Origin of the sequence: Paraburkholderia eburnea (genome assembly GCF_002917095.1) — a bacterium.
GTDB lineage: Bacteria > Pseudomonadota > Gammaproteobacteria > Burkholderiales > Burkholderiaceae > Paraburkholderia > Paraburkholderia eburnea.
Genome location: NZ_PQGA01000015.1, coordinates 26,276 through 46,812 on the forward strand (window position 1 = coordinate 26,276; position 20,537 = coordinate 46,812).

18 protein-coding genes are annotated in these 20,537 nt (G+C 64.4%); 11 read left to right on the top strand and 7 right to left on the bottom strand.

Annotated elements, in window-relative coordinates:
- Positions 1-28 precede the first annotated feature (28 nt).
- The 3 genes from lspA to B0G62_RS22555 form a co-directional block, all read right to left on the bottom strand.
- The gene (gene lspA / locus B0G62_RS22545; protein ID WP_103706432.1) at positions 29-562 is read right to left on the bottom strand and encodes a signal peptidase II; all 534 of its coding nucleotides are present in this window, start codon (positions 560-562) and stop codon (positions 29-31) included.
- A complete protein-coding gene (ileS, locus tag B0G62_RS22550) occupies positions 562-3,411 on the bottom strand; it encodes an isoleucine--tRNA ligase (RefSeq protein ID WP_103706433.1) in 2,850 nt (949 codons plus the stop codon). Before ileS ends, lspA begins: the two co-directional genes overlap by 1 nt.
- Positions 3,412-3,588: 177 nt before the next feature.
- Positions 3,589-4,584, bottom strand: a complete 996-nt coding sequence (locus B0G62_RS22555) for a bifunctional riboflavin kinase/FAD synthetase (protein ID WP_103706434.1) — start codon at positions 4,582-4,584, stop codon at positions 3,589-3,591.
- A 175-nt stretch (positions 4,585-4,759) separates the two neighbouring features.
- Here B0G62_RS22555 and purN point away from each other — a divergent pair, with 175 nt between their 5' ends.
- From purN to nadC, 6 genes are all read left to right on the top strand, one after another.
- Positions 4,760-5,434: a phosphoribosylglycinamide formyltransferase gene (purN, locus tag B0G62_RS22560; protein WP_103706435.1), complete on the top strand. Its 675-nt coding sequence runs from the start codon at positions 4,760-4,762 to the stop codon at positions 5,432-5,434.
- Positions 5,431-6,822 (top strand): RsmB/NOP family class I SAM-dependent RNA methyltransferase, encoded by a 1,392-nt coding sequence (locus B0G62_RS22565; RefSeq protein WP_103706436.1) that lies wholly within the window; start codon positions 5,431-5,433, stop codon positions 6,820-6,822. The genes purN and B0G62_RS22565 overlap by 4 nt, the downstream gene beginning before the upstream one ends.
- Before the next feature lie 124 nt (positions 6,823-6,946).
- Positions 6,947-8,335 (top strand): mechanosensitive ion channel family protein, encoded by a 1,389-nt coding sequence (locus tag B0G62_RS22570; protein ID WP_103706534.1) that lies wholly within the window; start codon positions 6,947-6,949, stop codon positions 8,333-8,335.
- Between the two features lie 239 nt (positions 8,336-8,574).
- Complete coding sequence (locus B0G62_RS22575; RefSeq protein WP_103706437.1) at positions 8,575-9,771, top strand: DesA family fatty acid desaturase; 1,197 nt, start codon at positions 8,575-8,577, stop codon at positions 9,769-9,771.
- A gap of 211 nt (positions 9,772-9,982) precedes the next feature.
- A complete protein-coding gene (gene nadA, locus B0G62_RS22580) occupies positions 9,983-11,113 on the top strand; it encodes a quinolinate synthase NadA (protein ID WP_103706438.1) in 1,131 nt (376 codons plus the stop codon).
- Complete coding sequence (gene nadC, locus B0G62_RS22585; protein ID WP_103706439.1) at positions 11,114-12,013, top strand: carboxylating nicotinate-nucleotide diphosphorylase; 900 nt, start codon at positions 11,114-11,116, stop codon at positions 12,011-12,013.
- An 82-nt stretch (positions 12,014-12,095) separates the two neighbouring features.
- Here nadC and nadB read toward each other — a convergent pair whose 3' ends face one another.
- The 4 genes from nadB to radC all read right to left on the bottom strand — a co-directional run bounded on the left by nadB (position 12,096) and on the right by radC (position 15,339).
- Entirely contained in the window at positions 12,096-13,697 is a 1,602-nt protein-coding gene (nadB, locus tag B0G62_RS22590; RefSeq protein WP_103706440.1) for an L-aspartate oxidase, read from the bottom strand.
- Positions 13,698-13,970: 273 nt separating this feature from the next.
- Positions 13,971-14,138 (bottom strand): 50S ribosomal protein L33, encoded by a 168-nt coding sequence (gene rpmG / locus B0G62_RS22595; protein ID WP_027817504.1) that lies wholly within the window; start codon positions 14,136-14,138, stop codon positions 13,971-13,973.
- Between the two features lie 10 nt (positions 14,139-14,148).
- On the bottom strand, positions 14,149-14,382 hold the full coding sequence (gene rpmB / locus B0G62_RS22600; RefSeq protein ID WP_027794135.1) for a 50S ribosomal protein L28: 234 nt from the start codon (positions 14,380-14,382) through the stop codon (positions 14,149-14,151).
- A 258-nt stretch (positions 14,383-14,640) separates the two neighbouring features.
- A complete protein-coding gene (gene radC / locus B0G62_RS22605; protein ID WP_103706535.1) occupies positions 14,641-15,339 on the bottom strand; it encodes a RadC family protein in 699 nt (232 codons plus the stop codon).
- Between the two features lie 277 nt (positions 15,340-15,616).
- On the opposite strand from radC, the gene B0G62_RS22610 reads away from it, so the two are divergent.
- The 5 genes from B0G62_RS22610 to B0G62_RS22630 all read left to right on the top strand — a co-directional run bounded on the left by B0G62_RS22610 (position 15,617) and on the right by B0G62_RS22630 (position 20,525).
- A complete protein-coding gene (locus B0G62_RS22610; RefSeq protein ID WP_103706441.1) occupies positions 15,617-16,072 on the top strand; it encodes an FKBP-type peptidyl-prolyl cis-trans isomerase in 456 nt (151 codons plus the stop codon).
- Positions 16,073-16,081: 9 nt separating this feature from the next.
- The gene (ispH, locus tag B0G62_RS22615) at positions 16,082-17,041 is read left to right on the top strand and encodes a 4-hydroxy-3-methylbut-2-enyl diphosphate reductase (RefSeq protein ID WP_103706442.1); all 960 of its coding nucleotides are present in this window, start codon (positions 16,082-16,084) and stop codon (positions 17,039-17,041) included.
- Positions 17,042-17,618: 577 nt separating this feature from the next.
- Entirely contained in the window at positions 17,619-18,179 is a 561-nt protein-coding gene (locus tag B0G62_RS22620; protein ID WP_103706443.1) for a hypothetical protein, read from the top strand.
- Between the two features lie 210 nt (positions 18,180-18,389).
- The gene (locus B0G62_RS22625; protein ID WP_103706444.1) at positions 18,390-19,340 is read left to right on the top strand and encodes a branched-chain amino acid ABC transporter permease; all 951 of its coding nucleotides are present in this window, start codon (positions 18,390-18,392) and stop codon (positions 19,338-19,340) included.
- 15 nt (positions 19,341-19,355) lie between these two features.
- Positions 19,356-20,525: an ABC transporter permease subunit gene (locus B0G62_RS22630; protein WP_103706445.1), complete on the top strand. Its 1,170-nt coding sequence runs from the start codon at positions 19,356-19,358 to the stop codon at positions 20,523-20,525.
- Positions 20,526-20,537: the final 12 nt, after the last annotated feature.

Genomic DNA, 20,537 nt, shown 5'->3' on the forward strand with positions numbered 1-20,537 from the left:
CCCGTCTGGTTACGCGTAGGGGCAGGGGTCAGCGCGAACCGCGCACGCGGCGCAGTTCGTCGAACACCAGCAGCACGGCGCCGACGGTGATCGCGCTATCCGCGACGTTGAACGCGGGCCAGTGCGACAGGCCCAGGTGGAAGTCGAGGAAGTCGATCACATGACCGTACATCAGGCGGTCGAGCACGTTGCCGAGCGCGCCGCCCAGGATCAGCGCGAGCGCCGTGCAAAAGAGGCGCTGCCCTGCGTGACGCTTGAGCAGATAGCCGATCACCACGGCCGCCACGACGCCCAGCGCCGTGAAGGCCCAGCGCTGCCAGCCGCCGGCCGCCGCGAGGAAGCTGAACGCCGCGCCCTTGTTGTACACGAGCACGAGGTTGAAGAACGGCGTGATCACGCGCCCTTCGCCGTAGGCGAACACCTTGGAGATGGCGATCTTCGTGAGCTGATCCGCGAGGATCACGATCAACGCGATGCCGAGCCACGGCGCGAGCGTGCCCTTTGCCCCATTCGCACCATTCGCGCCGCCGGATTTCGCCTGCTTCGACACGGTCTTGGCCATCACGCCGCGCTCCGGTTTTCGCCGTTACCGAACAGATTGACCACGCAGCGGCCGCACAGGCCCGGATGCTCGGCGTTCGCGCCCACGTCCTCGCGGTAGTGCCAGCAGCGCTCGCACTTGAGGTACTTCGAGGTCACCACTTCGACGCCTTCGTCCGCTTCGCTCTCCACCTTCACGACTTGCGCCGCCGAGGTGATGAGCACGAACTTGAGATCGTCGCCGAGACTTTGCAGCGCGTCATGGCGCGCGCCGCTTGCGAGGATGCGCACTTCGGCCTGCAGCGACGAGCCGATCTGGTTCGCCACGCGCGCCTCTTCCAGCGCCTTCGTCACGTTGCCGCGCACTTCGCGCAGCAGCGTCCACTTGGCGATCAGCTCCGGTGCGCCTTCGACGTCCGGGAACGCGTGGAAGGTTTCGGTGAAGATGGTTTCGCTTTGCGGCTGGAACACCTTCCACGCTTCTTCGGCCGTGAACGAGAGGAACGGCGCGAGGATGCGCAGCAGGCTGTGCGTGATGTGGTGCAGCGCCGTTTGCGCAGCGCGACGGGCGGCCGAATCCGGCGCGCTCGTGTAGAGGCGGTCCTTCAGCACGTCGAGATAGAAGCCGCCGAGGTCTTCCGAGCAGAACGTCTGCAGCTTCGCCACGACCGGGTGGAACTCATAGCGGTCGTAGTGCGAGAGCACGTCGTTTTGCAGCGTGTGCGTGAGCGCGACGGCGTAGCGGTCGATTTCGAGCCATTGATCCGCGGGCAGCGCGTGCTTCTCGAAGTCGAAGTCCGACAGGTTCGAGAGCAGGAAGCGCAGCGTGTTGCGGATACGGCGATAGCCTTCCGTCACGCGCTTGAGGATTTCCTCCGAGATCGCCAGTTCGCCCGAGTAGTCGGTCGAGGCGATCCATAGACGGATGATTTCCGCGCCCAGGCGGTTCGCCACTTCATGCGGATCGACGCCGTTGCCGAGCGACTTCGACATCTTGCGGCCTTCGCCGTCGACGGTGAAGCCGTGCGTGAGCAGGGCGTTGTACGGCGGGCGGCCGTCGAGCATGGAAGCGGTGAGCAGCGACGAGTGGAACCAGCCGCGATGCTGGTCCGAGCCTTCCAGATACAGGTCGGCCGGGAATTGCAGGTCGTCCTTGTGCGAGCCGCGCAGGACGTGCCAATGCGTCGTGCCCGAGTCGAACCACACGTCGAGCGTGTCGCGGTTCTTCTCGTACAGGTTGGCGTCGTCGCCGATCAGCTCGCGCGGATCGAGCGTCTGCCAGGCTTCGATGCCGGACTTCTCCACGCGCTGCGCGACTTCTTCGAGCAGCTCCAGCGTGCGCGGATGCAGCTCGCCGGTTTCCTTGTGCACGAAGAACGCCATCGGCACGCCCCATTGGCGCTGGCGCGAGAGCGTCCAGTCCGGGCGGTTGGCGATCATCGAGAAGAGGCGCTGCTTGCCCCACGACGGGTAGAACGCGGTGGCTTCGATGCCTTCGAGCGCGGTTTCGCGCAGCGTCTTGCCGCCGTCCTTGGGCGTGACGTCCATGCCCGCGAACCACTGCGAGGTGGCGCGGTAGATGATGGGCGTCTTGTGGCGCCAGCAGTGCATGTAGCTGTGCAGGTACTTTTCGCTGCGCAGCAGCGTGCCGGCGGCGTCGAGCGCGTCGACGATCTTCGGATTCGCGTCCCAGATCGACAGGCCGCCGAACAGCGGCAGCGATTCGACGTAGCGGCCATCGCCCATCACCGGGCTGATGATGTCCGAGTCCGCCATGCCGTGCGCCTTGCACGAGATGAAGTCTTCCACGCCATACGCGGGCGCCGAGTGCACGATGCCCGTGCCGGTGTCGGTCGTCACGTAGTCGCCTAGGTAGATCGGCGAAGTGCGCTGGTAGCCCGGATGCGCCGAGGCCAGCGGGTGGTTGAAGCGCAGCAGCGAGAGCTTTTCGCCCTTCGTGGTGGCGATTACAGTGCCTTCGAGACCGAAGTCCTTCAGGCACGCCTCGACGCGCTCGGTCGCGAAAATCAGCAGGCCGCGCGGCGTATCGACGAGCGCGTACTCGATTTCCGGATGCACGTTGAGCGCCTGGTTCGACGGGATCGTCCAGGGCGTCGTGGTCCAGATGACGATGCCGCCTTCCTCGCGCGGCAGGGCGGCCAGGCCAAAGGCCGCCGCCGTTTCAGCCGGCTGCGCGAACGTGAACAGCACGTCGATGGTCGGGTCGGTCTTGTCCTTGTACTCGACTTCAGCCTCAGCCAGCGCCGAGCCGCAGTCGAAGCACCAGTTCACGGGCTTCAGGCCACGGAACACATAGCCCTTTTCGATGATCTTCGCGAGTGCGCGGATTTCGCCCGCTTCGTTCGCGAAGTTCATGGTCTTGTACGGGTTGTCCCAGTCGCCGAGCACGCCCAGGCGCTTGAAGCCCGCCTTTTGCGTCTCGATCTGGCCCGACGCGTACTCGCGCGCCTTCTTCATCACTTCCTGGGCGGGCAGCGACTTGCCGAACTGCTTTTCGATCTGGATTTCGATCGGCATGCCGTGGCAGTCCCAGCCCGGCACGTAGACCGCGTCGTAGCCCGCCAGATTGCGCGCCTTGACGATCATGTCCTTCAAGATCTTGTTCACCGCATGGCCGAGGTGGATGTCGCCGTTCGCATACGGCGGGCCATCGTGCAGGATGAACTTCTTGCGGCCCTTCGAGGCGGCGCGGATCTTCTTGTAGATGCCCTTTTCTTCCCACTCCTTGACCCATTGCGGCTCGCGCTTGGGCAGATCGCCACGCATCGGGAATGCGGTGTCGAGCAGGTTGACGGGGTACTTCGATTCGGACTTCTGCGGCTTGCCGGAGGATGCTTTCTTGTCGCTCATGGTGAGATCACGGTGAATTCGAGGATGCACGGCGTCAGCATTGCGGCCAGGCCGCGCAACCGTCGCCTCGCGCGCCGTCTGCGGACCATGCCGCATCAGGCGCCTGGGGCGGGGCGGTCCAGGCGGGCGTCGGGCAGGCTGGATGTTGAGCCTGGCGCGACGCTCGCGGACCGCAAGTCACCTAATTCGGTCGGTCGCCGAGGTGGCGAAACCGGTGGAAGCGCCGCCGGGCACGTGTGCGCCCGCCGCGGCGAACCACGCGCGGGCGTTGGTCACATCGCGCGCGATGGCGGCGGTGAGGGTTTCGAGGTCGGCGAATTTTTCCTCGTCACGCAGCTTCTTGAGGAATTCGACGCGCACGAGCTTGCCATAGGCGTTGCCGTGCCAGTCGAGCAAATGCACTTCGAGCAGCACGCGGCCCGAATCGTCCACGGTCGGGCGCAGGCCGAGGCTCGCGACGCCTGGCAGCGGATGGTCGGCGAGCCCATGCACCTGCACGACGAAGATGCCCTTGAGCGCCGGACGCTTGTGGCCGATCGGCAGGTTCAGGGTGGGAAAGCCCAGGTCGCGGCCGAGCTTCAGGCCGTGCGTGACGTGTCCGCTGATTTCGTAGCCACGGCCAAGCGAGGCGCGCGCCGCGTCGAGGTCGCCCGCCGCGAGCTGCGTGCGCACGGCCGAACTGGAGATACGCACGCCCGACGGATCGGCCACGGTCGCCATCTGCTCGACTTCGAAGCCGTGCTGCGCGCCCGCGACCTGCAGCGAGGCGAAGTCGCCCGCGCGCTTCGCGCCGTAGCGGAAGTCGTCGCCGATCATCATCCAGCGCGCGTGCAGGCCGCCCACGATGATGCGCGAGACGAAGTCGTCCGGCGACTGGCTCGCGAAGGTGTGGTTGAAATGCTCGACCACCACGCGGTCCACGCCGTTTTCGCGCAGCGCTTCGAGCTTGTCGCGCAGCATGGCGATGCGCGGCGGGGCGCTTGCCGGGTTGAAGAATTCGCGCGGATGCGGCTCGAAGGTCATCACGCAGACGGGCAGGCCGCGCGCGTCGGCGGCTTCGCGCACGCGCGCGAGCAACGCCTGATGCCCGCGGTGGACACCGTCGAAATTGCCGATGGTGAGCGCGCAGGGCGCGCGGCTTTCGGCATTGGGAAGACCGCGGAAGACTCTCACGATAACGGGACCTGAGCGGAAACTGAGCGGACGCCGGCCAGGCGCCCTGAATATGACCGAATGAGACCAGTTACACGGCCCGGTGGCCGCGACGAAACAGACGATTATAAACGCACGGGAGCCCGATCGCCGCCGCCCGAGCGTTGGGGGTGCCGCCCAATGATAAAATCCGCGGATGAAAAATCTCGTCATCCTGATTTCGGGGCGGGGCAGCAACATGGAAGCCATCGTGCGCGCCTGTGCGCACGAAGCCTGGAGCGCGCGCATCGCCGCCGTGATTGCCAATCGCCCGGATGCCGCGGGGCTTGCCTTTGCAGCCTCGCACGGCATCGCCACGGCGGTGGTCGATCATCGCCAGTATCCTGATCGCGCCAGCTTCGACGCGGCGCTTGCGCAGGCCATCGACGGTTACGCGCCCGACCTCGTCGTGCTCGCGGGCTTCATGCGCGTGCTGACCGAGGGTTTCGTCCAGCATTATTCGGGCCGGATGCTCAACATCCACCCGTCGCTGCTGCCGAGCTTTCCGGGTCTCAAAACGCACCAGAGCGCGCTCGACGCGGGTTGCCGCGTGCACGGCGCCACGGTGCATTTTGTCACGCCCACGCTCGATCATGGGCCGATCGTGGCGCAGTCGGCGGTGCCGGTGCGCACCGGCGACGATGCCGCCGCGCTGGCCGCGCGCGTCCTGAAGACCGAACACACGATGTATCCGCGGGCGATCCGCTGGTTCGTCGAAGGGCGCCTCGCGCTCGACGGCGAGCGCGTGACGCTCACGCCACCCGAGCCGCAATGGCTCTTCCTTGACGACGCAAACGAAACACAAGCACACACCGCCGGGGAGGGCGCATGAGGCTACATGGTTTTTTGATTGGACAAACTGAGACGTTGCTGGCCGACGTTTTGAAGTTCACGGGTCCCGCCGATGCGGCGACGAGCCGCTTTTTCCGCGAGCATCCGAAGCTCGGCCACGCCGAACGCGGTGTGATCGCCGAGGCGGTGTTCGCCGTGCTGCGCCGTCGCATGGAGTTCGCGCATCTGGCCGAAAGCGGCACGGGCAGCCCGACGCGCCGTCTCACGCTGCTCGGCCTGATGGCGACGGCCGGTCGCGGCGCCATCCGTCCCTTTGTCTCGGATGCCGAAGCCAACTGGCTCGAACACGTCGCGAAGATCGACCCGGCGAGCCTGCCGCTGCGCCAGCAGCTCAATCTGCCCGACTGGATCGTCAAGGCGCTGGAAACGCGCTTCGACGCCGCCGAACTCGCGCAACTGGCCGCCGCGCTGAACTATCCGGCGCCGCTCGATCTGCGCGCGAACCCGATCAAGGCGAGCCGCGACGAACTGCTGCGCTCGCTGTCGCAGGCCGGCATCGAAGGCGGCGAGACGCCGTTCGCGCCGTTCGGCGTGCGCGTGACGGGCAAGCCGGCGCTCTCGAAGCTCGACGCGTTCAAGGACGGCTGGTTCGAGGTGCAGGACGAAGGCAGCCAACTGCTGTGCACGCTGCTCGCGCCGCGTCGCGGCGAGATGGTGGTGGACTTCTGCGCGGGCGCGGGCGGCAAGACGCTGGCGCTGGGCGCGATGATGCGCTCCTCGGGCCGTCTGTATGCGTTCGACATTTCGGAAAAGCGTCTGGCCAAGCTCAAGCCGCGTCTTGCGCGCAGCGGCCTGTCCAACGTGAACCCGGTGCTGATCGACAGCGAACACGACGCGAAGATCAAGCGTCTGATCGGCAAGATCGACCGCGTGCTGGTGGACGCGCCTTGCTCGGGCCTCGGCACGCTGCGCCGCAACCCCGACCTGAAATGGCGTCAATCGCCGGAATCGATCGCGGAACTCGCGCCCAAGCAACTGTCGATTCTCACGAGCGCGGCGCGCCTGCTCAAGCGCGGCGGCCGTCTCGTCTATGCGACCTGCAGCATTCTGGAAGCCGAGAACGAAGCGGTCGTGAAGCAGTTCCTCGACGCGCATCCGGACTTTGCGCTGGTGAGCGCGCGCGACGTGCTGGCGGATCAGCGCGTGGACCTCGATACGGGCGACTACTTCTCGCTGTGGCCGCACCGTCACGCGACGGACGGCTTCTTTGCCGCCGTGCTGGAGCGTCGCGGCGACGCGCAGCCGAAGACGAAAAAGGCCAAGGCCGAAGCCACGCCTGAGGAAGCCGCAGCGGCGGGCGAAACCGCCGACGCGATCGCCAAGGCCCAGCAGCCCGAGGCCGCCGAGCCGGACGCTGCGCTGGAATAAGCGGCATATCGCCGGCTAGCAAGTCTCGCGGGGCCGTCCGGTGCAGACCGGGCGGCCCCGCGCCGCTTGGCTGTGCCGTTTCTCTCTTTATGTTTGCGTACTACCTGACGCGAAAGCGCTCATGATGGAAAACCGTTTGCTCTCTCACATGCTGGGCGGCGTGATCCGCGACTTCGGCCAGCCGGTCATGCTCTGGCAGTCCGGCGTGCTGATCGGCGCGCTCCTGATCGCCTGGCTGCTCGCGCGGCTGCTGCGCCACGCGCTCGAAGCGCGCCGCCAGGACCGCTACGAGGCGCTGCGCTTCGGCGCCGAAAGCCTCACCCGCGCGCTCTTTCCGCTGATCGGCGCAGGCTGCGTCTGGGCCGCGCGCGAAATCGCCGGCAACTTCATCCATACGTCGCTGCTCAATCTCGCGCTGGTGCCGCTCTTCGGTATCGGGCTCATTTACATCGCTTTCTTCTTCGCGCGGCGCGTGTTCGGTCGCGACGGTCAGACCCACGCGTGGCTGTCGATCGTCGAAAAGCTGGTTTCGCTGATCGTCTGGCTCGGCATGCTCTTCACGGTGCTGGGCATCCAGGACGATGTGCTCGAATGGATGGAGAGCGTGCGCTTTCGCATCGGCACCGCGCACGTGAGCCTGCTGTCGCTCTCCAACGGCGTGCTGTGGGTCTGCGTGACCATGGTGGTGGCCATCTGGGCGGGCTCGGCGCTCGAAGAGCGCCTGATGCGCGCGAGCACCATCGACGCCAATCTGCGCGTCGTGCTCGCCCGCGTGGGCCGCGCGCTGCTGGTGTTCGCGGCGATCCTGTTCAGCCTGTCGATCGTCGGCATCGACATCACGGTGCTGGGCGTGTTCGGCGGGGCGCTCGGCGTGGGGCTCGGTTTTGGCTTGCAGAAGATCGCGAGCAATTACGTGTCGGGTTTCATCATCCTGATCGACCGCTCGTTGCGTCTGGGCGACACCATCAACGTGAGCGGCCTCGCGGGCAAGGTCACGCAGATCCGCACGCGTTACACGGTGGTGCGCGGGCTCGACGGCGTGGAGACGCTGATTCCGAACGAAAAACTGATCACCGATGTGGTGCAGAACCAGTCGTCGTATCTGACGCGAGGTTATGCCAAGGCGGCGGTGCAGGTGGCCTACGATACGAATCTCGACGAGGCCATGGCGCTGCTCGCCCGCGCAGCCGTCGGTGTGGACCGGGTCTTGAACGATCCGGCCCCGACCCCATATCTGGCTGGCTTCGGTGCGGACGGCATCAACCTGGAGCTGGGCTTCTGGATCGCCGACGCGGCTAGCGGAACGTCAAGCGTGCGCTCGAACGTGAACCTGAACATCTGGCGCTTATATAACGAGCACGGTATTTCGATTCCGTTCGCGCAGCGCGAGGTGCGGATCGTCGGGCAGGGCTTGCCGGTCGCCAATGCGGTCGTTGGGCCTGGTGCCGCCGAAACCGGCGAGGCAAGCGGGGCGGTCCAGGCCCGCCGATTGCTGTCCAAAGAAGAAGAGTAAAGGACCGAAAGATCGCGGCGTCTGGGAGGAGCGAGCCGGGTGCGGCAAAGCGCCTCCACGGGCGATATTTCGGTCTCCAGACGTTGACTAAGACGTCGATAAAGAAAAAAATCTTCATTTGTTACAAACACTTGGAACGGTTCTAGTAGAATGCCGTCCAAACTCTTCGAACGCTTTCACTTTTCTGACAACCGCGTAAGGCTCCCGGGCTGGCGCGCTTCGTTTCACGGGTACGAACCTTGTTGAATTCCCTGCTTGATTTTCTCGCCCACGGGGTGCTGCATTTCTCGTGGTGGCAGATCCTGCTTTGCGCGGCTGTGGCCACGCACATCACGATCGTCGGCGTGACGGTGTATCTGCACCGTTGCCAGGCGCATCGTGCGCTCGAATTGCATCCGATCGCGAGCCACTTCTTCCGTTTCTGGCTGTGGATGACCACGGGCATGCTCACGGGTCAGTGGGCGGCGATCCATCGCAAGCACCACGCCAAGTGCGAGACCGAGGAAGATCCGCACAGCCCGCAAACGCGCGGCCTCTGGAAGGTGCTGCTCGAAGGCGCCGAACTCTATCGCGCCGAAGCGAAGAACGAAGAAACGCTGCGCCGTTTCAGCCACGGCACGCCTAACGACTGGATGGAGCGCAACGTCTACACGCGTTTCCCGATCCTCGGCGTGAGCATCATGATGGTGATCGACGTCGCGCTGTTCGGCGTGGTCGGTCTGTCCGTCTGGGCCGTGCAGATGGCGTGGATTCCGTTCTGGGCCGCGGGCGTCGTGAATGGTCTCGGCCACTTCTGGGGCTATCGCAACTTCAATTCGTCGGACGCCAGCACGAACCTGTTTCCGTGGGGCATCATCATCGGCGGCGAAGAACTGCATAACAACCACCACACCTTCGCGACCTCTGCGAAGCTGTCGAACAAGTGGTACGAGTTCGACATTGGCTGGATGTACATCCGCCTGATGTCGGTGGTGGGTCTGGCCAAGGTCAAGAAGGTCGCGCCCACGCCGCGTCTCGCCAAGGGCAAGCTGGTGGCCGACCACGAAACGCTGCAGGCCGTGTTGTCGAACCGCTACGAAGTGATGGCGCGTTACGCAAAGGCGGTGAAGCAGGCCTACCGCCAGGAACTGGCGCACCTCAAGGAAGTGGGCGAGCGCGAGAAGTACAAGTTCATGCGCGGCGCGAGCAAGTGGGTCGCCAAGGAAGAAGCCAGCCTGAACGAGCCGCAAAAGCGCCAACTGCCGCAGATTTTCGCCAACAGCCAGAAGATGCGCACGTTCATCGAGCTGCGTAACGAACTCGCGCAGATCTGGGACCGTTCGAGCGCCTCGCGCGAACAACTGCTCGCGCAGCTTCAGGATTGGTGTCATCGTGCCGAACAAAGCGGCATCAAGGCACTCCAGGAATTTGCGTCGCGTCTGCGCCGCTACGCCTGATTCCGTGGATTTCCGTGCACTGGCGGCCCATGCGCCCCGAGTGACCCACGGAAAAATCCATTAGAATTCAGGTACGTCACAAAACCCCGCGCTGGCGGGGTTTTTCTTTTTGGGCCGCGGAAATTCAGTGATGCCGCGGCGGTCGGCAGGGCAGCAACTGGCATGGGACCGGAGCGAGCTGAAGCGCCCGCTCTGGTCGACAGAGGAGATCATGAGTCAGGCGATTAAAGCGGTCGAATATGACCGTCCGCAGGGCGCGATGTGCGGTGTCGGACAGGCGTGGGCGAAAGTGCCCGATGCCCCTTCCGCAACGGAGCGCGCTGCGTTGAAGGAGCGCATTCGCGCATTGCTCAAGCGCGAGAAAGCGGTGCTCGTCGCGCACTATTATGTCGATCCTGAATTGCAGGAGCTGGCCGACGAAACCGGCGGCTGCGTGGCCGATTCGCTCGAAATGGCGCGCTTTGGCCGCGATCACGACGCGCAGACGCTCGTGGTTGCCGGCGTGCGCTTCATGGGCGAGACCGCGAAGATCCTGAGCCCGAACAAACGCATCCTGATGCCGGATCTCGACGCGACCTGCTCGCTCGACCTGGGCTGCCCCGCCGACGAGTTTTCCGCTTTCTGCGACCAGCATCCCGATCGCACCGTGGTGGTCTACGCCAATACCAGCGCCGCCGTGAAGGCGCGCGCGGACTGGATGGTCACCTCGTCGATCGGCCTGGAAATCGTCGCCGATCTGCACGCGAAGGGCGAAAAAATCCTCTGGGCGCCGGATCGCCACTTGGGCAGCTACATCCAGAAGAAGACCGGCGCCGACATGCTGCTCTGGCAAGGCTCCTGCCTCGTGCACGACGAGTTCAAGGGCATCGAGCTCGATCTGCTGCGCGCCGAGTATCCCGATGCGAAGGTGCTCGTGCACCCCGAATCGCCCGAAGGCGTGGTGGCGCTCGCGGACGTGGTCGGCTCGACCACGCAGTTGATCGACGCCGCCGTGAAGCTCGACGCGCAACGGTTCATCGTCGCGACCGATCTGGGGATTCTGCACAAGATGCGGCTCGCCGCACCTGGCAAGACCTTTATCGAAGCGCCCACGGCCGGTAACAGCGCGACGTGCAAGAGCTGCGCGCATTGCCCGTGGATGGCCATGAACGGCCTCGCGAATCTCGCCGACGTGCTGGAGCGCGGCCACAACGAGATTTTCGTCGATGCCGCCATCGGCGAGCGCGCGCGTCTGCCGATCGACCGCATGCTCGCGTTCGCGGCCGAGCACAAGCGCCGCGTGCAGGCGAGTGGCGATCTCGCGCGCGATGGCGCGCTGTTCTCGCAAGTGGGGGCGGCGTAAATGGGGGCACTGGAATTGCTGGCAGTGGACGCGGTGTCGTCCGTGCTGCCCGAAGTGCGCGCGCAGTACGGTGCGGCGTTCGATGAAGCGATCGCGCGCAACGTTGCCGACACGCTGGCGGAAGACGTCGGCACGGGCGACCAGACCGGGCGTCTCGTGCCTGCCGACGACGTGCGCGACGCGCGCATCATCGTGCGCGAAGACGCGGTGCTGTGCGGCGTGCTCTGGTTCGACGGCGTGGTGAAGCAGGTCGATCCCCGCATCGAAGTGCGCTGGCACTATCGCGAAGGCGAGCGCATGGCGGCGGATACGCCGGTCTGCTCGCTGCGCGGTCCGGCCCGCTCGCTGCTCACGGCCGAGCGCAACGCGATGAACTTCCTGCAACTGCTTTCGGGCGTGGCGAGCGCGACGCGCCGTTACGTCGATGCGATCGCGCACACGAAGACGCGCATCCTCGACACGCGCAAGACGCTGCCGGGCCTGCGGCTCGCGCAGAAGTACGCGGTGCGCGTGGGCGGCGGCGCGAATCAGCGCCTCGCGCTCTACGACGGCATCCTCATCAAGGAAAACCACATCGCGGCAGCCGGCGGCGTGGACGCGGCGATGGATGCGGCGCTGGCGCTCAATGCCGGCGTGCCGATCCAGATCGAAGTGGAAACCCTCGACCAGCTCGATACGGCACTTGCGCATGGTGCGAAGTCGGTGCTGCTCGACAACTTCTCGTTCGAGATGATGCGCGAAGCGGTGGCGCGTACGGCGGGGCGCGCGGTGCTCGAAGTCTCGGGCGGCGTGAACTTCGATACCGTGCGCACGATCGCGGAAACGGGCGTGGACCGCGTCTCCATCGGCGCGCTCACGAAGGATGTGTGCGCGACCGACTTTTCGATGCGTATCGTCTGACTTCCCGCGTGCAGTTTGAAATGCAAAAAAGGCCGTCTCGCGAGAGACGGCCTTTTCGTTTCTGCAGGCGGCAACAGGGCGCTCAGGACATCGTGCGATTGCGCACGCGTTCCGGCGACAGCACGCTCGGCAGCGCCTTGGGCAGCGTGTTCGGCCAGTCGCGGCTGTAGTGCAGGCCACGGCTCTCGCGGCGCGAGCGCGCGCTTTCGACGATCAGCGAGGCTACGTCGACGAGATTGCGCAGTTCCAGCAAATCGCGCGTGACGCGGAAGTTCGCGTAGTACTCCTGGATTTCGTCGCGCAGCAGCGAAATGCGATGTTGCGCCCTCTCCAGGCGCTTGTCCGTGCGCACGATGCCCACGTAATTCCACATCAGACGGCGCAGCTCGTCCCAGTTGTGGGCGACCACGACTTCCTCGTCGGAATCGGACACGCGGCTCTCGTCCCAGTCGGGCAGCGGTGCGTGTGCGGCGGCCTCGAAGCCCTCGGCTTCGATCGCCTCGGCGGCCGAACGGCCAATCACGAGACATTCGAGCAGCGAGTTGCTGGCAAGGCGGTTCGCGCCGTGCAGACCCGTATACGAGGTTTCGCCGACGGCATAGAGGCCCGCGAGATCGGTGCGGCCCGCCAGGTCGGTGACGACGCCGCCGCAGGTGTAGTGCGCGGCGGGCACGACCGGAATCGGCTCCTTCGTCATGTCGATGCCGAACTCGCGGCAGCGCGCGAGCACGGTGGGGAAGTGCTCTTCGAGAAACGCCGCCGGCTGATGACTGATATCGAGATGCACGCAGTCGATGCCGTGCTTTTTGATCTCGAAGTCGATGGCGCGCGCGACGATATCGCGCGGCGCGAGTTCCGCGCGCGGATCGTGTTCGGGCATGAAGCGCGTGCCGTCGGGCAGGCGCAGCAGACCGCCTTCGCCGCGCACGGCTTCGGTGATCAGAAACGACTTGGCGTGCGGGTGGAACAGGCAGGTCGGGTGGAACTGGATGAACTCCATGTTCGCGACGCGGCAGCCCGCCCGCCAGGCCATGGCGATGCCGTCGCCGGTGGCGGTGTCGGGGTTCGTCGTATAGAGATAGACCTTGCCCGCGCCGCCCGTCGCCAGCACGGTATGCGGCGCCTGGATCGTCACGGTGCGGTCGTTGCGCAGATCGAGGGCGTAGAGGCCGTGGCAACGGCGGCCCGGCAGGCCAAGGCGGTCGGACGTAATGACGTCGATCGCCTGGTGATCTTCGAGGATCGTGATGTTCGGATGCTGGCGCGCGCGTTCGAGCAGCGTTTGCACGACGGCATGGCCGGTGGCGTCGGCGGCGTGGATGATGCGGCGATGGCTGTGGCCGCCTTCGCGTGTGAGGTGAAAGCCCAGCTCGGCTGCGGCGTCCTTCGTGAACGGCACGTCCTGGGCGATCAGCCATTCGATGGCGGCGCGGCCATGCTCGACGATATAGCGGGTCGCGCTTTCGTCGCAGAGTCCGCCGCCGGCGACGAGCGTGTCATCGACATGGTTTTCCACGCTGTCGGCCGAATCGAGCACCGCCGCGATGCCGCCTTGCGCGCGATCGCTCGCGCCTTCGGTCATCGCGCGTTTGGCGATCACCACCACGCGGCGCGTGTCGGCGAGGTTCAGGGCGACGCTCAATCCCGCCAGCCCGCTGCCGACGATCGCTACATCGAAATTCATGGTCCTGCTTCTCCGTCTCTCTTGTTCTGCGCTGTCCGCTGTCAGGCTCGTGGCGGGTGAAGCGGCAAGCATACTCCGAGTGGGGAGCGTAGGAAAAGCCGCACGTGTGACGGGAAGGCGAATAGTCGCGGAAAACGCGCGCAAAAGACTGTTACGCGATGCAGGAGGAGAGAGGGAGGCGGGGTGATGCTTGTGAAAAGCGCGTAGGAAAAAGAAAAGCCCCGCCAGAAGGCGGGGCTTTTCTTGTCTTCGTCAGGCTCGAAACCGGATCAATTACTTGATCTTGGTTTCCTTGTACTCGACGTGCTTACGAACAACCGGGTCGAACTTCTTGATCGACATTTTTTCCGGCATGTTGCGCTTGTTCTTCGTGGTCGTGTAGAAGTGACCCGTACCTGCGGTCGATTCGAGCTTGATCTTGTCGCGGATGCCCTTGGCCATGATTTACTCCTTACAGTTCGCCGCGTGCGCGCAGATCTGCGAGCACGGAATCGATGCCGTTCTTGTCGATCAGGCGCAGGCCTGCGTTCGAGATGCGCAGGCGCACCCAACGGTTTTCGCTTTCAACCCAGAACCGGCGGTTTTGCAGGTTCGGGAGGAAACGGCGCTTGGTCTTGTTGTTCGCGTGGGAAACGTTGTTGCCGCTCATCGGCGCTTTCCCAGTGACTTGGCATACTCGTGCCATGAAAGCACTCCTACGATAATTCTGAGTTCGAGAGCCGCTGAAGTTTCCCAGGCGAGAAATGGCCAGACACGAGCGCTCACGTATGGATGAGAGACAACCTCGAACCCAGCGCATATTCCCCCCCGGAATGCCTTGATGGCTTTCGGTACAGGGTTGGAAATAGGCAAACCACAATTCTAGCAGAAAAATGCCAGGAAAATCAAACGTGATTTGCCGATGCTGGGGTAGCGGCGCATGCCTCTCGCAACTAATCCAGCCCTAATCCAGTCCATGACGCGCGAACGAAAACGTCTCACGCGCGCCGATGATCAGATGATCGACCAGCTGGACGTCCACGAGAGCAAGCGCTTCGCGCAGGACCCGCGTGAGACGGCGGTCGCTCGCGCTTGGCTGAACCGCGCCGGACGGGTGGTTGTGCGCCACGATCAGGTGGGCGGCATTGAGCATCAGCGCACGCCGCACGATTTCACGCGGATACACCGCCATGCGCGTGAGCGTGCCGCGCGTGCTTTCTTCGGTGCGGATCAGCCGGTGCCGGATGTCCAGAAAGAGGCAAATGAACACTTCATGAGTGCGCCCGCCTATCAGTAAGCGCAAATAGTCTTCCACCGCGCCGGGCGAATCGATCAGCGGCTTTTCCTCGATCTGCTCGGCGAGCGCGCGCCGCGCCAGTTCCAGCACGGCCACGAGTTTCGACGCCTTGGCCGGGCCGATGCCGCGCAAGCCCTCGAATTCCTCGCGCTGGGCGTCGAGCATCGCGCGCAGCGAGCCGAAGTGCTTGAGCAGCGAGCGCGCGACATCGAATACGTCGTGACCCGGCAGGCCCGAGCCGAGTAGCAGCGCGACCAGTTCGAGATCCGAAAGCGCGCCGGGCCCCGCCTCGCGCAGCCGCTCGCGCGGCATGGCGGTACGGCGCGGCACGCCGGGCTCGGGTGGGGCGAAGGAGACCGAAGGCATGGACCCGACTGACGTCCCGGGTTTCAAACCCGGCAACGGCGGCAGGGGAGACACATAGGCGGCGTCGCCGCCCACGAGCGGCTTGTCACAGGCGATTTCGAACATCGGACCTCCTCGCTTCAGGGCGCCGCCGGCCATGCGCGTGGCGTCCGCCCTGGAACTATGTGGCTTACAATACGGGTTTTCCGACCGCTGTCAGGCGGCGGCCGGGCCGGCCCCTTGGGGCGCTTGGGGCGAGCACGCGCGGCGGGCGCGCCCAGACGAAAATGAGTACCGCATGAGCATCATCGACATCTCCGAGGTGAAACCCGGTTCCCACGTCACGTTGCACTACCGGCTTGCGCTCGCCGATGGCACCGAGATCGTCAACACCTTTGTCGACCGGCCCGCCACGCTGCTGCTGGGCGCCGGCCAGCTCGCGCCGCCGCTGGAAGACATTTTGCGGGGTCTCAAGGTGGGGCACCACTCCACCTTTCAGCTAGAACCGGGCGTCGCCTTCGGCCAGCGCAACCCCGACCTGATCCAGCGCATCTCGCTGAAGACCCTGCGCGACAATGCGATGATCGGCGAGAGCTTTCGCCCCGGCGACCTGATCGAATTCAACGCGCCCAACGGCGACCGTTACGCCGGCGTGCTCAAGGAAGTCAACGAGACTTCCGCGCTGTTCGATTTCAACCACCCGCTCGCAGGCCAGGCGGTTGCGTTCGAAGTGCAAATCATTGGAATCCTGTAAAGAAAGCCCATGACCACGGACACGTCCCTTCTCGCCAACGCTGAAATTCTGCTAGCCCAGCCGCGCGGTTTCTGCGCCGGCGTCGATCGCGCCATCGAGATCGTCGAGCGGGCCATCCAGATCCACGGTGCGCCGATCTACGTGCGCCACGAGATCGTCCATAACGCGTATGTCGTCGAGGATCTGCGCAAGAAAGGGGCGATCTTCATCGAGCAGCTCGACGAAGTGCCGGCGGGCAACACGGTGATCTTCAGCGCGCACGGCGTCTCCAAGGCGGTGCGCGCCGACGCCGAGGCGCGCGGCCTGCGTGTGTACGACGCGACCTGTCCGCTCGTGACCAAGGTGCACGTCGAAGTCGCGAAGATGCGCGACGAAGGTCTCGATATCGTCATGATCGGCCACAAGGGCCATCCTGAAGTCGAAGGCACGATGGGCCAGGTCGGCGAGGGCATGTATCTTGTCGAGGACTTCGCCGACGTCGAGGCGCTCACGCTGCGCGACCCCGAACGCGTGGCCTTCGTCACGCAGACCACGCTCTCCGTGGATGATGCGGCCGACATCATCGCCGCGCTCAAGTCGCGTTTCCCCGCGATTCGCGAGCCGAAGAAGCAGGACATCTGCTATGCAACGCAAAACCGCCAGGACGCCGTCAAGTTCATGGCGCCGCAGTGCGACGTCGTGATCGTGGTGGGCAGCCCCAATAGTTCGAACTCGAACCGCCTGCGCGAAGTCGCCGAAAAGCGCGGCATCCCGGCCTATATGGTGGATGCGCCCGACCAGATCGATCCGCGCTGGCTCGAGGGCAAGCGCCGCATCGGCCTGACCGCCGGCGCGTCGGCGCCCGAGGCGCTCGCGCAGCAGATCATCCAGCGTCTGAACGAGCTGGGCGTGAGCAATGTGCGCGCGCTTGAAGGCATCGAGGAAAACATCGCGTTTCCGCTGCCGCGCGGTCTCGGCCAGACGGCCTGACGCCAGGCGGGCTTGCCGTCATCCAAAAGCGCGCCTTGAGCGCGCTTTTTTATTGCCTATGTTTATTGCCCGCGCGCAGGCGAAGGGGTGGTGGGGTGTCGATAAATAGGGTTCGATTGAGAAAAACGCGAGGTAAACCGCGTTGCTACACCCTGTTCGTATCAGTGTTTTCGCTATAGGGCAGGGTCGATTCTATCGATATGACCCCGATTAATAGAGCGCCAGCGCCCTGGATTTCACCCTTGCATCAATTTGGTGCTTACGCTCAATGATCGCTTAAATACGGGCCATCACGCACGCGATGCCCGCCCCATAAGGGACAGCGGCCGGCGCTCACAACACTTGATGTAAAACGCGTCGAATTCTGGTGCAACTGATGCACGAAAATGCGGCGCAACCAAGGTGCAACCTCTGCCGGCTTCTTCTTTCAAGAAATGGTTGCAATGCAGGAAAACCCTGTCGGTTCAACAATATTGCCGGCCGCATAATTGGAGTTACAATGCGCGCGTTCTGAGGGCCGGACGTCCGCGCGAGGCCCACCAGGCAAGCATTTCGGAAGGTGCAGGAGACCTGTTTAATGCAATTCGAGTTTGCTTTCGCCGCGTCTTCGGCGGCTGCGGTTGCGCCATACCCCGTGTGGCTCTCCCGTGGTGTCGAAACGGGCAAGAATGCGACATCGATGACCGTTGCGCTCCCGGAGAGAGCCGATATGCATTCCGGAAACGACGATGACAACGGCCACAAACGCCTTGGGGAAAGGCGTTTGAGCCACGTGTGCCTGAAGCAGGCGCACGCTGCCGAGCCGACCGGAACTGCAATCCTCTCCGTAGTCATGAAAACTGGCACGCATGTTGCGTATGACAACAGCGCCACGAAGCCCGCAGAAGCGGGTTTCGTAACGGACCCCAAAGTTGGGGCCGATGCTGCCGTAAAAGGTGGCACGGCTCGAACACGAGATCTGTCTGCCGGTTTGTCCGCAGTCCTGCGCGGCCCCACAGTGTCTACCGACGCTGTGTCCGCGAGTGCCGCGGGCCGCCTGGAAGAGGGAGTCATGAAGGGAGTCATGACGCAAGGCGCAGATGTAGCCGGCCGCGAGGCTCGCTACACGCGCGTCGCAGCGAATGTGACAGGTAGTTGAACCCGACGGCACCGAACCATCCGACGGTGCCGTTTTTGCATCCGCCTCTGGCGAGCCTGCCGCTGCAACACAGCGGCAATGCGAACCGGGGTGGCCAACCGTTACCGGTCTTTTACTTCAGTACCCGAGAGTGTCGTTGCGGTTCCGTAAAACATCGCCCACCGGCCGATGACAAGCGCGAATCCGGTCGCACGGGCAAAGGAGCATTAAATGGATATTTTCATCCAGCAGATCCTGAATGGGCTGGTGCTTGGCAGCATCTACGCCATCATCGCGCTGGGCTACACGATGGTGTACGGGATTCTGGGCATCATTAACTTCGCGCACGGCGACGTGCTGATGGTCGGCGCGATGGTTGCGCTGTCCGCGATCACGGTGCTGCAGAATCACTTCCCGGGCCTCGGGAACATCCCTACGCTGTGCATTGCGCTCGTGATCGCCGCGATCGTGTGTGCGCTGGTCGGGTACACCATCGAAAAGGTCGCCTACCGGCCGCTGCGCCGCGCACCGCGCCTCGCACCGCTGATCACCGCCATCGGCGTGTCGATCCTGCTGCAGACGCTCGCGATGCTGATCTGGGGCCGCAATCCGCTGCCCTTCCCGCAGCTCATCTCGACCGATCCGATCAACGTCATCAAGGCGACTGATACCGGCGTCGGTGCGGTGATCTCGCCGACCGAAGTCGTCATCATCATCGTCGCGTTCGTCGTGATGGCCGGCCTCCTGCTGCTCGTGCACAAGACCAAGCTCGGCCGCGCCATGCGCGCGATCGCGGAGAACCCGAACAACGCCTCGCTGATGGGCGTGAATCCGAACTTCGTGATCTCGGCCACTTTCATGATCGGCTCGGCGCTCGCGGCGCTGGCTGGCGTGATGATCGCCTCGGAATACGGCAACGCGCACTTCTACATGGGCTTCATCCCCGGCATGAAGGCGTTCACCGCGGCGGTGCTGGGCGGTATCGGCAACCTCGGCGGCGCGATGGTCGGCGGCGTGGTGCTCGGTCTCATCGAGCAGCTGGGCGCGGGCTACATCGGCAATCTGACCGGTGGGGTGTTCGGCAGTAACTATCAGGATGTCTTCGCATTCGTCGTGCTGATCGTCGTGCTCGTGTTCCGTCCGTCGGGGCTGCTGGGCGAACGTGTCGCGGACCGCGCATAAGAGGGGGTAGACAACATGACTTCCATTCAACCGATCGAGCCGTCGACGACGCTCATTCCCGAAAAGAACACGACGAAGACGCTCGCCGTGGGCATTCTCACCGCGGCCTTCGTGATCGCGCTGCCGATGGTGGTCGGCGCGACCGGCGGCAACTACTGGGTGCGCGTGCTCGACTTCGCGATGCTCTATGTGATGCTCGCACTGGGCCTGAACGTGGTGGTGGGCTTCGCCGGCCTGCTGGACCTGGGCTATATCGCGTTCTACGCGGTGGGCGCCTACGTGGCTGCGCTGCTGTCCTCGCCGCATCTGACGAGCCAGTTCGAGTGGATCGCGCACCTGTTCCCGAACGGTCTGCATGCACCGTTCTGGGTCATCATTCCGTGCGCGATGGCGTTGGCCGCCTTGTTCGGCGTGCTGCTCGGCGCACCGACGCTGCGTCTGCGCGGCGACTACCTGGCGATCGTGACGCTGGGCTTCGGGGAAATCGTTCGTATCTTCATGAACAACCTCGACCGCCCGGTGAACATCACCAATGGTCCGAAGGGCATCACGGGCATCGATCCGCTGACGGTGGGCGGCTTCAACCTCGCGCAGTCGCACACCTTCCTGGGCTTCACGTTCCCGTCGGTGTACATGTACTACTACGCGTTCGTGGTGTGCGCGCTGTTCGTGATCTGGGTCTGTACGCGTCTGCAGCACTCGCGTATTGGCCGCGCATGGGCCGCGATCCGCGAAGACGAAATCGCCGCCAAGGCGATGGGCATCAACACGCGTAACGTCAAGCTGCTGGCCTTCGCAATGGGCGCGTCGTTCGGCGGCCTGTCGGGCGCGATGTTCGGCTCGTTCCAGGGCTTTGTCTCGCCGGAATCGTTCACGTTCTGGGAATCGGTCGTGGTGCTCGCCTGCGTGGTGCTCGGCGGCATGGGCCATATTCCGGGCGTGATTCTGGGCGCGGTGCTGCTCGCCATCTTCCCCGAGTTCCTGCGCTCGACCATGGGTCCGCTGCAGAACGCGATCTTCGGTCACGAGATCGTCGATACGGAAGTCATTCGCCAGTTGCTCTACGGTCTCGCCATGGTCGTCATCATGCTGTATCGCTCGGAAGGCCTCTGGCCCGCACCGAAGCACGAAGACAAGATCGCGAAGATCGCCAAACGCAGCAGCAAGAAGCCGGCGCGCGCTTAAGGGGGCCACACT

Bases quoted from the DNA above. Each gene is read 5' to 3' on its own strand.
- lspA (WP_103706432.1), bottom strand. From the start codon at position 562: ATGGCCAAGACCGTGTCGAAGCAGGCGAAATCCGGCGGCGCGAATGGT.
- ileS (WP_103706433.1), bottom strand. From the start codon at position 3,411: ATGAGCGACAAGAAAGCATCCTCCGGCAAGCCGCAGAAGTCCGAATCG.
- purN (WP_103706435.1), top strand. From the start codon at position 4,760: ATGAAAAATCTCGTCATCCTGATTTCGGGGCGGGGCAGCAACATGGAA.
- B0G62_RS22565 (WP_103706436.1), top strand. From the start codon at position 5,431: ATGAGGCTACATGGTTTTTTGATTGGACAAACTGAGACGTTGCTGGCC.
- B0G62_RS22570 (WP_103706534.1), top strand. From the start codon at position 6,947: ATGGAAAACCGTTTGCTCTCTCACATGCTGGGCGGCGTGATCCGCGAC.
- nadA (WP_103706438.1), top strand. From the start codon at position 9,983: ATGAGTCAGGCGATTAAAGCGGTCGAATATGACCGTCCGCAGGGCGCG.
- nadC (WP_103706439.1), top strand. From the start codon at position 11,114: ATGGGGGCACTGGAATTGCTGGCAGTGGACGCGGTGTCGTCCGTGCTG.
- nadB (WP_103706440.1), bottom strand. From the start codon at position 13,697: ATGAATTTCGATGTAGCGATCGTCGGCAGCGGGCTGGCGGGATTGAGC.
- rpmG (WP_027817504.1), bottom strand. From the start codon at position 14,138: ATGGCCAAGGGCATCCGCGACAAGATCAAGCTCGAATCGACCGCAGGT.
- rpmB (WP_027794135.1), bottom strand. From the start codon at position 14,382: ATGGCACGAGTATGCCAAGTCACTGGGAAAGCGCCGATGAGCGGCAAC.
- radC (WP_103706535.1), bottom strand. From the start codon at position 15,339: ATGCCTTCGGTCTCCTTCGCCCCACCCGAGCCCGGCGTGCCGCGCCGT.
- B0G62_RS22610 (WP_103706441.1), top strand. From the start codon at position 15,617: ATGAGCATCATCGACATCTCCGAGGTGAAACCCGGTTCCCACGTCACG.
- ispH (WP_103706442.1), top strand. From the start codon at position 16,082: ATGACCACGGACACGTCCCTTCTCGCCAACGCTGAAATTCTGCTAGCC.
- B0G62_RS22620 (WP_103706443.1), top strand. From the start codon at position 17,619: ATGCAATTCGAGTTTGCTTTCGCCGCGTCTTCGGCGGCTGCGGTTGCG.
- B0G62_RS22625 (WP_103706444.1), top strand. From the start codon at position 18,390: ATGGATATTTTCATCCAGCAGATCCTGAATGGGCTGGTGCTTGGCAGC.
- B0G62_RS22630 (WP_103706445.1), top strand. From the start codon at position 19,356: ATGACTTCCATTCAACCGATCGAGCCGTCGACGACGCTCATTCCCGAA.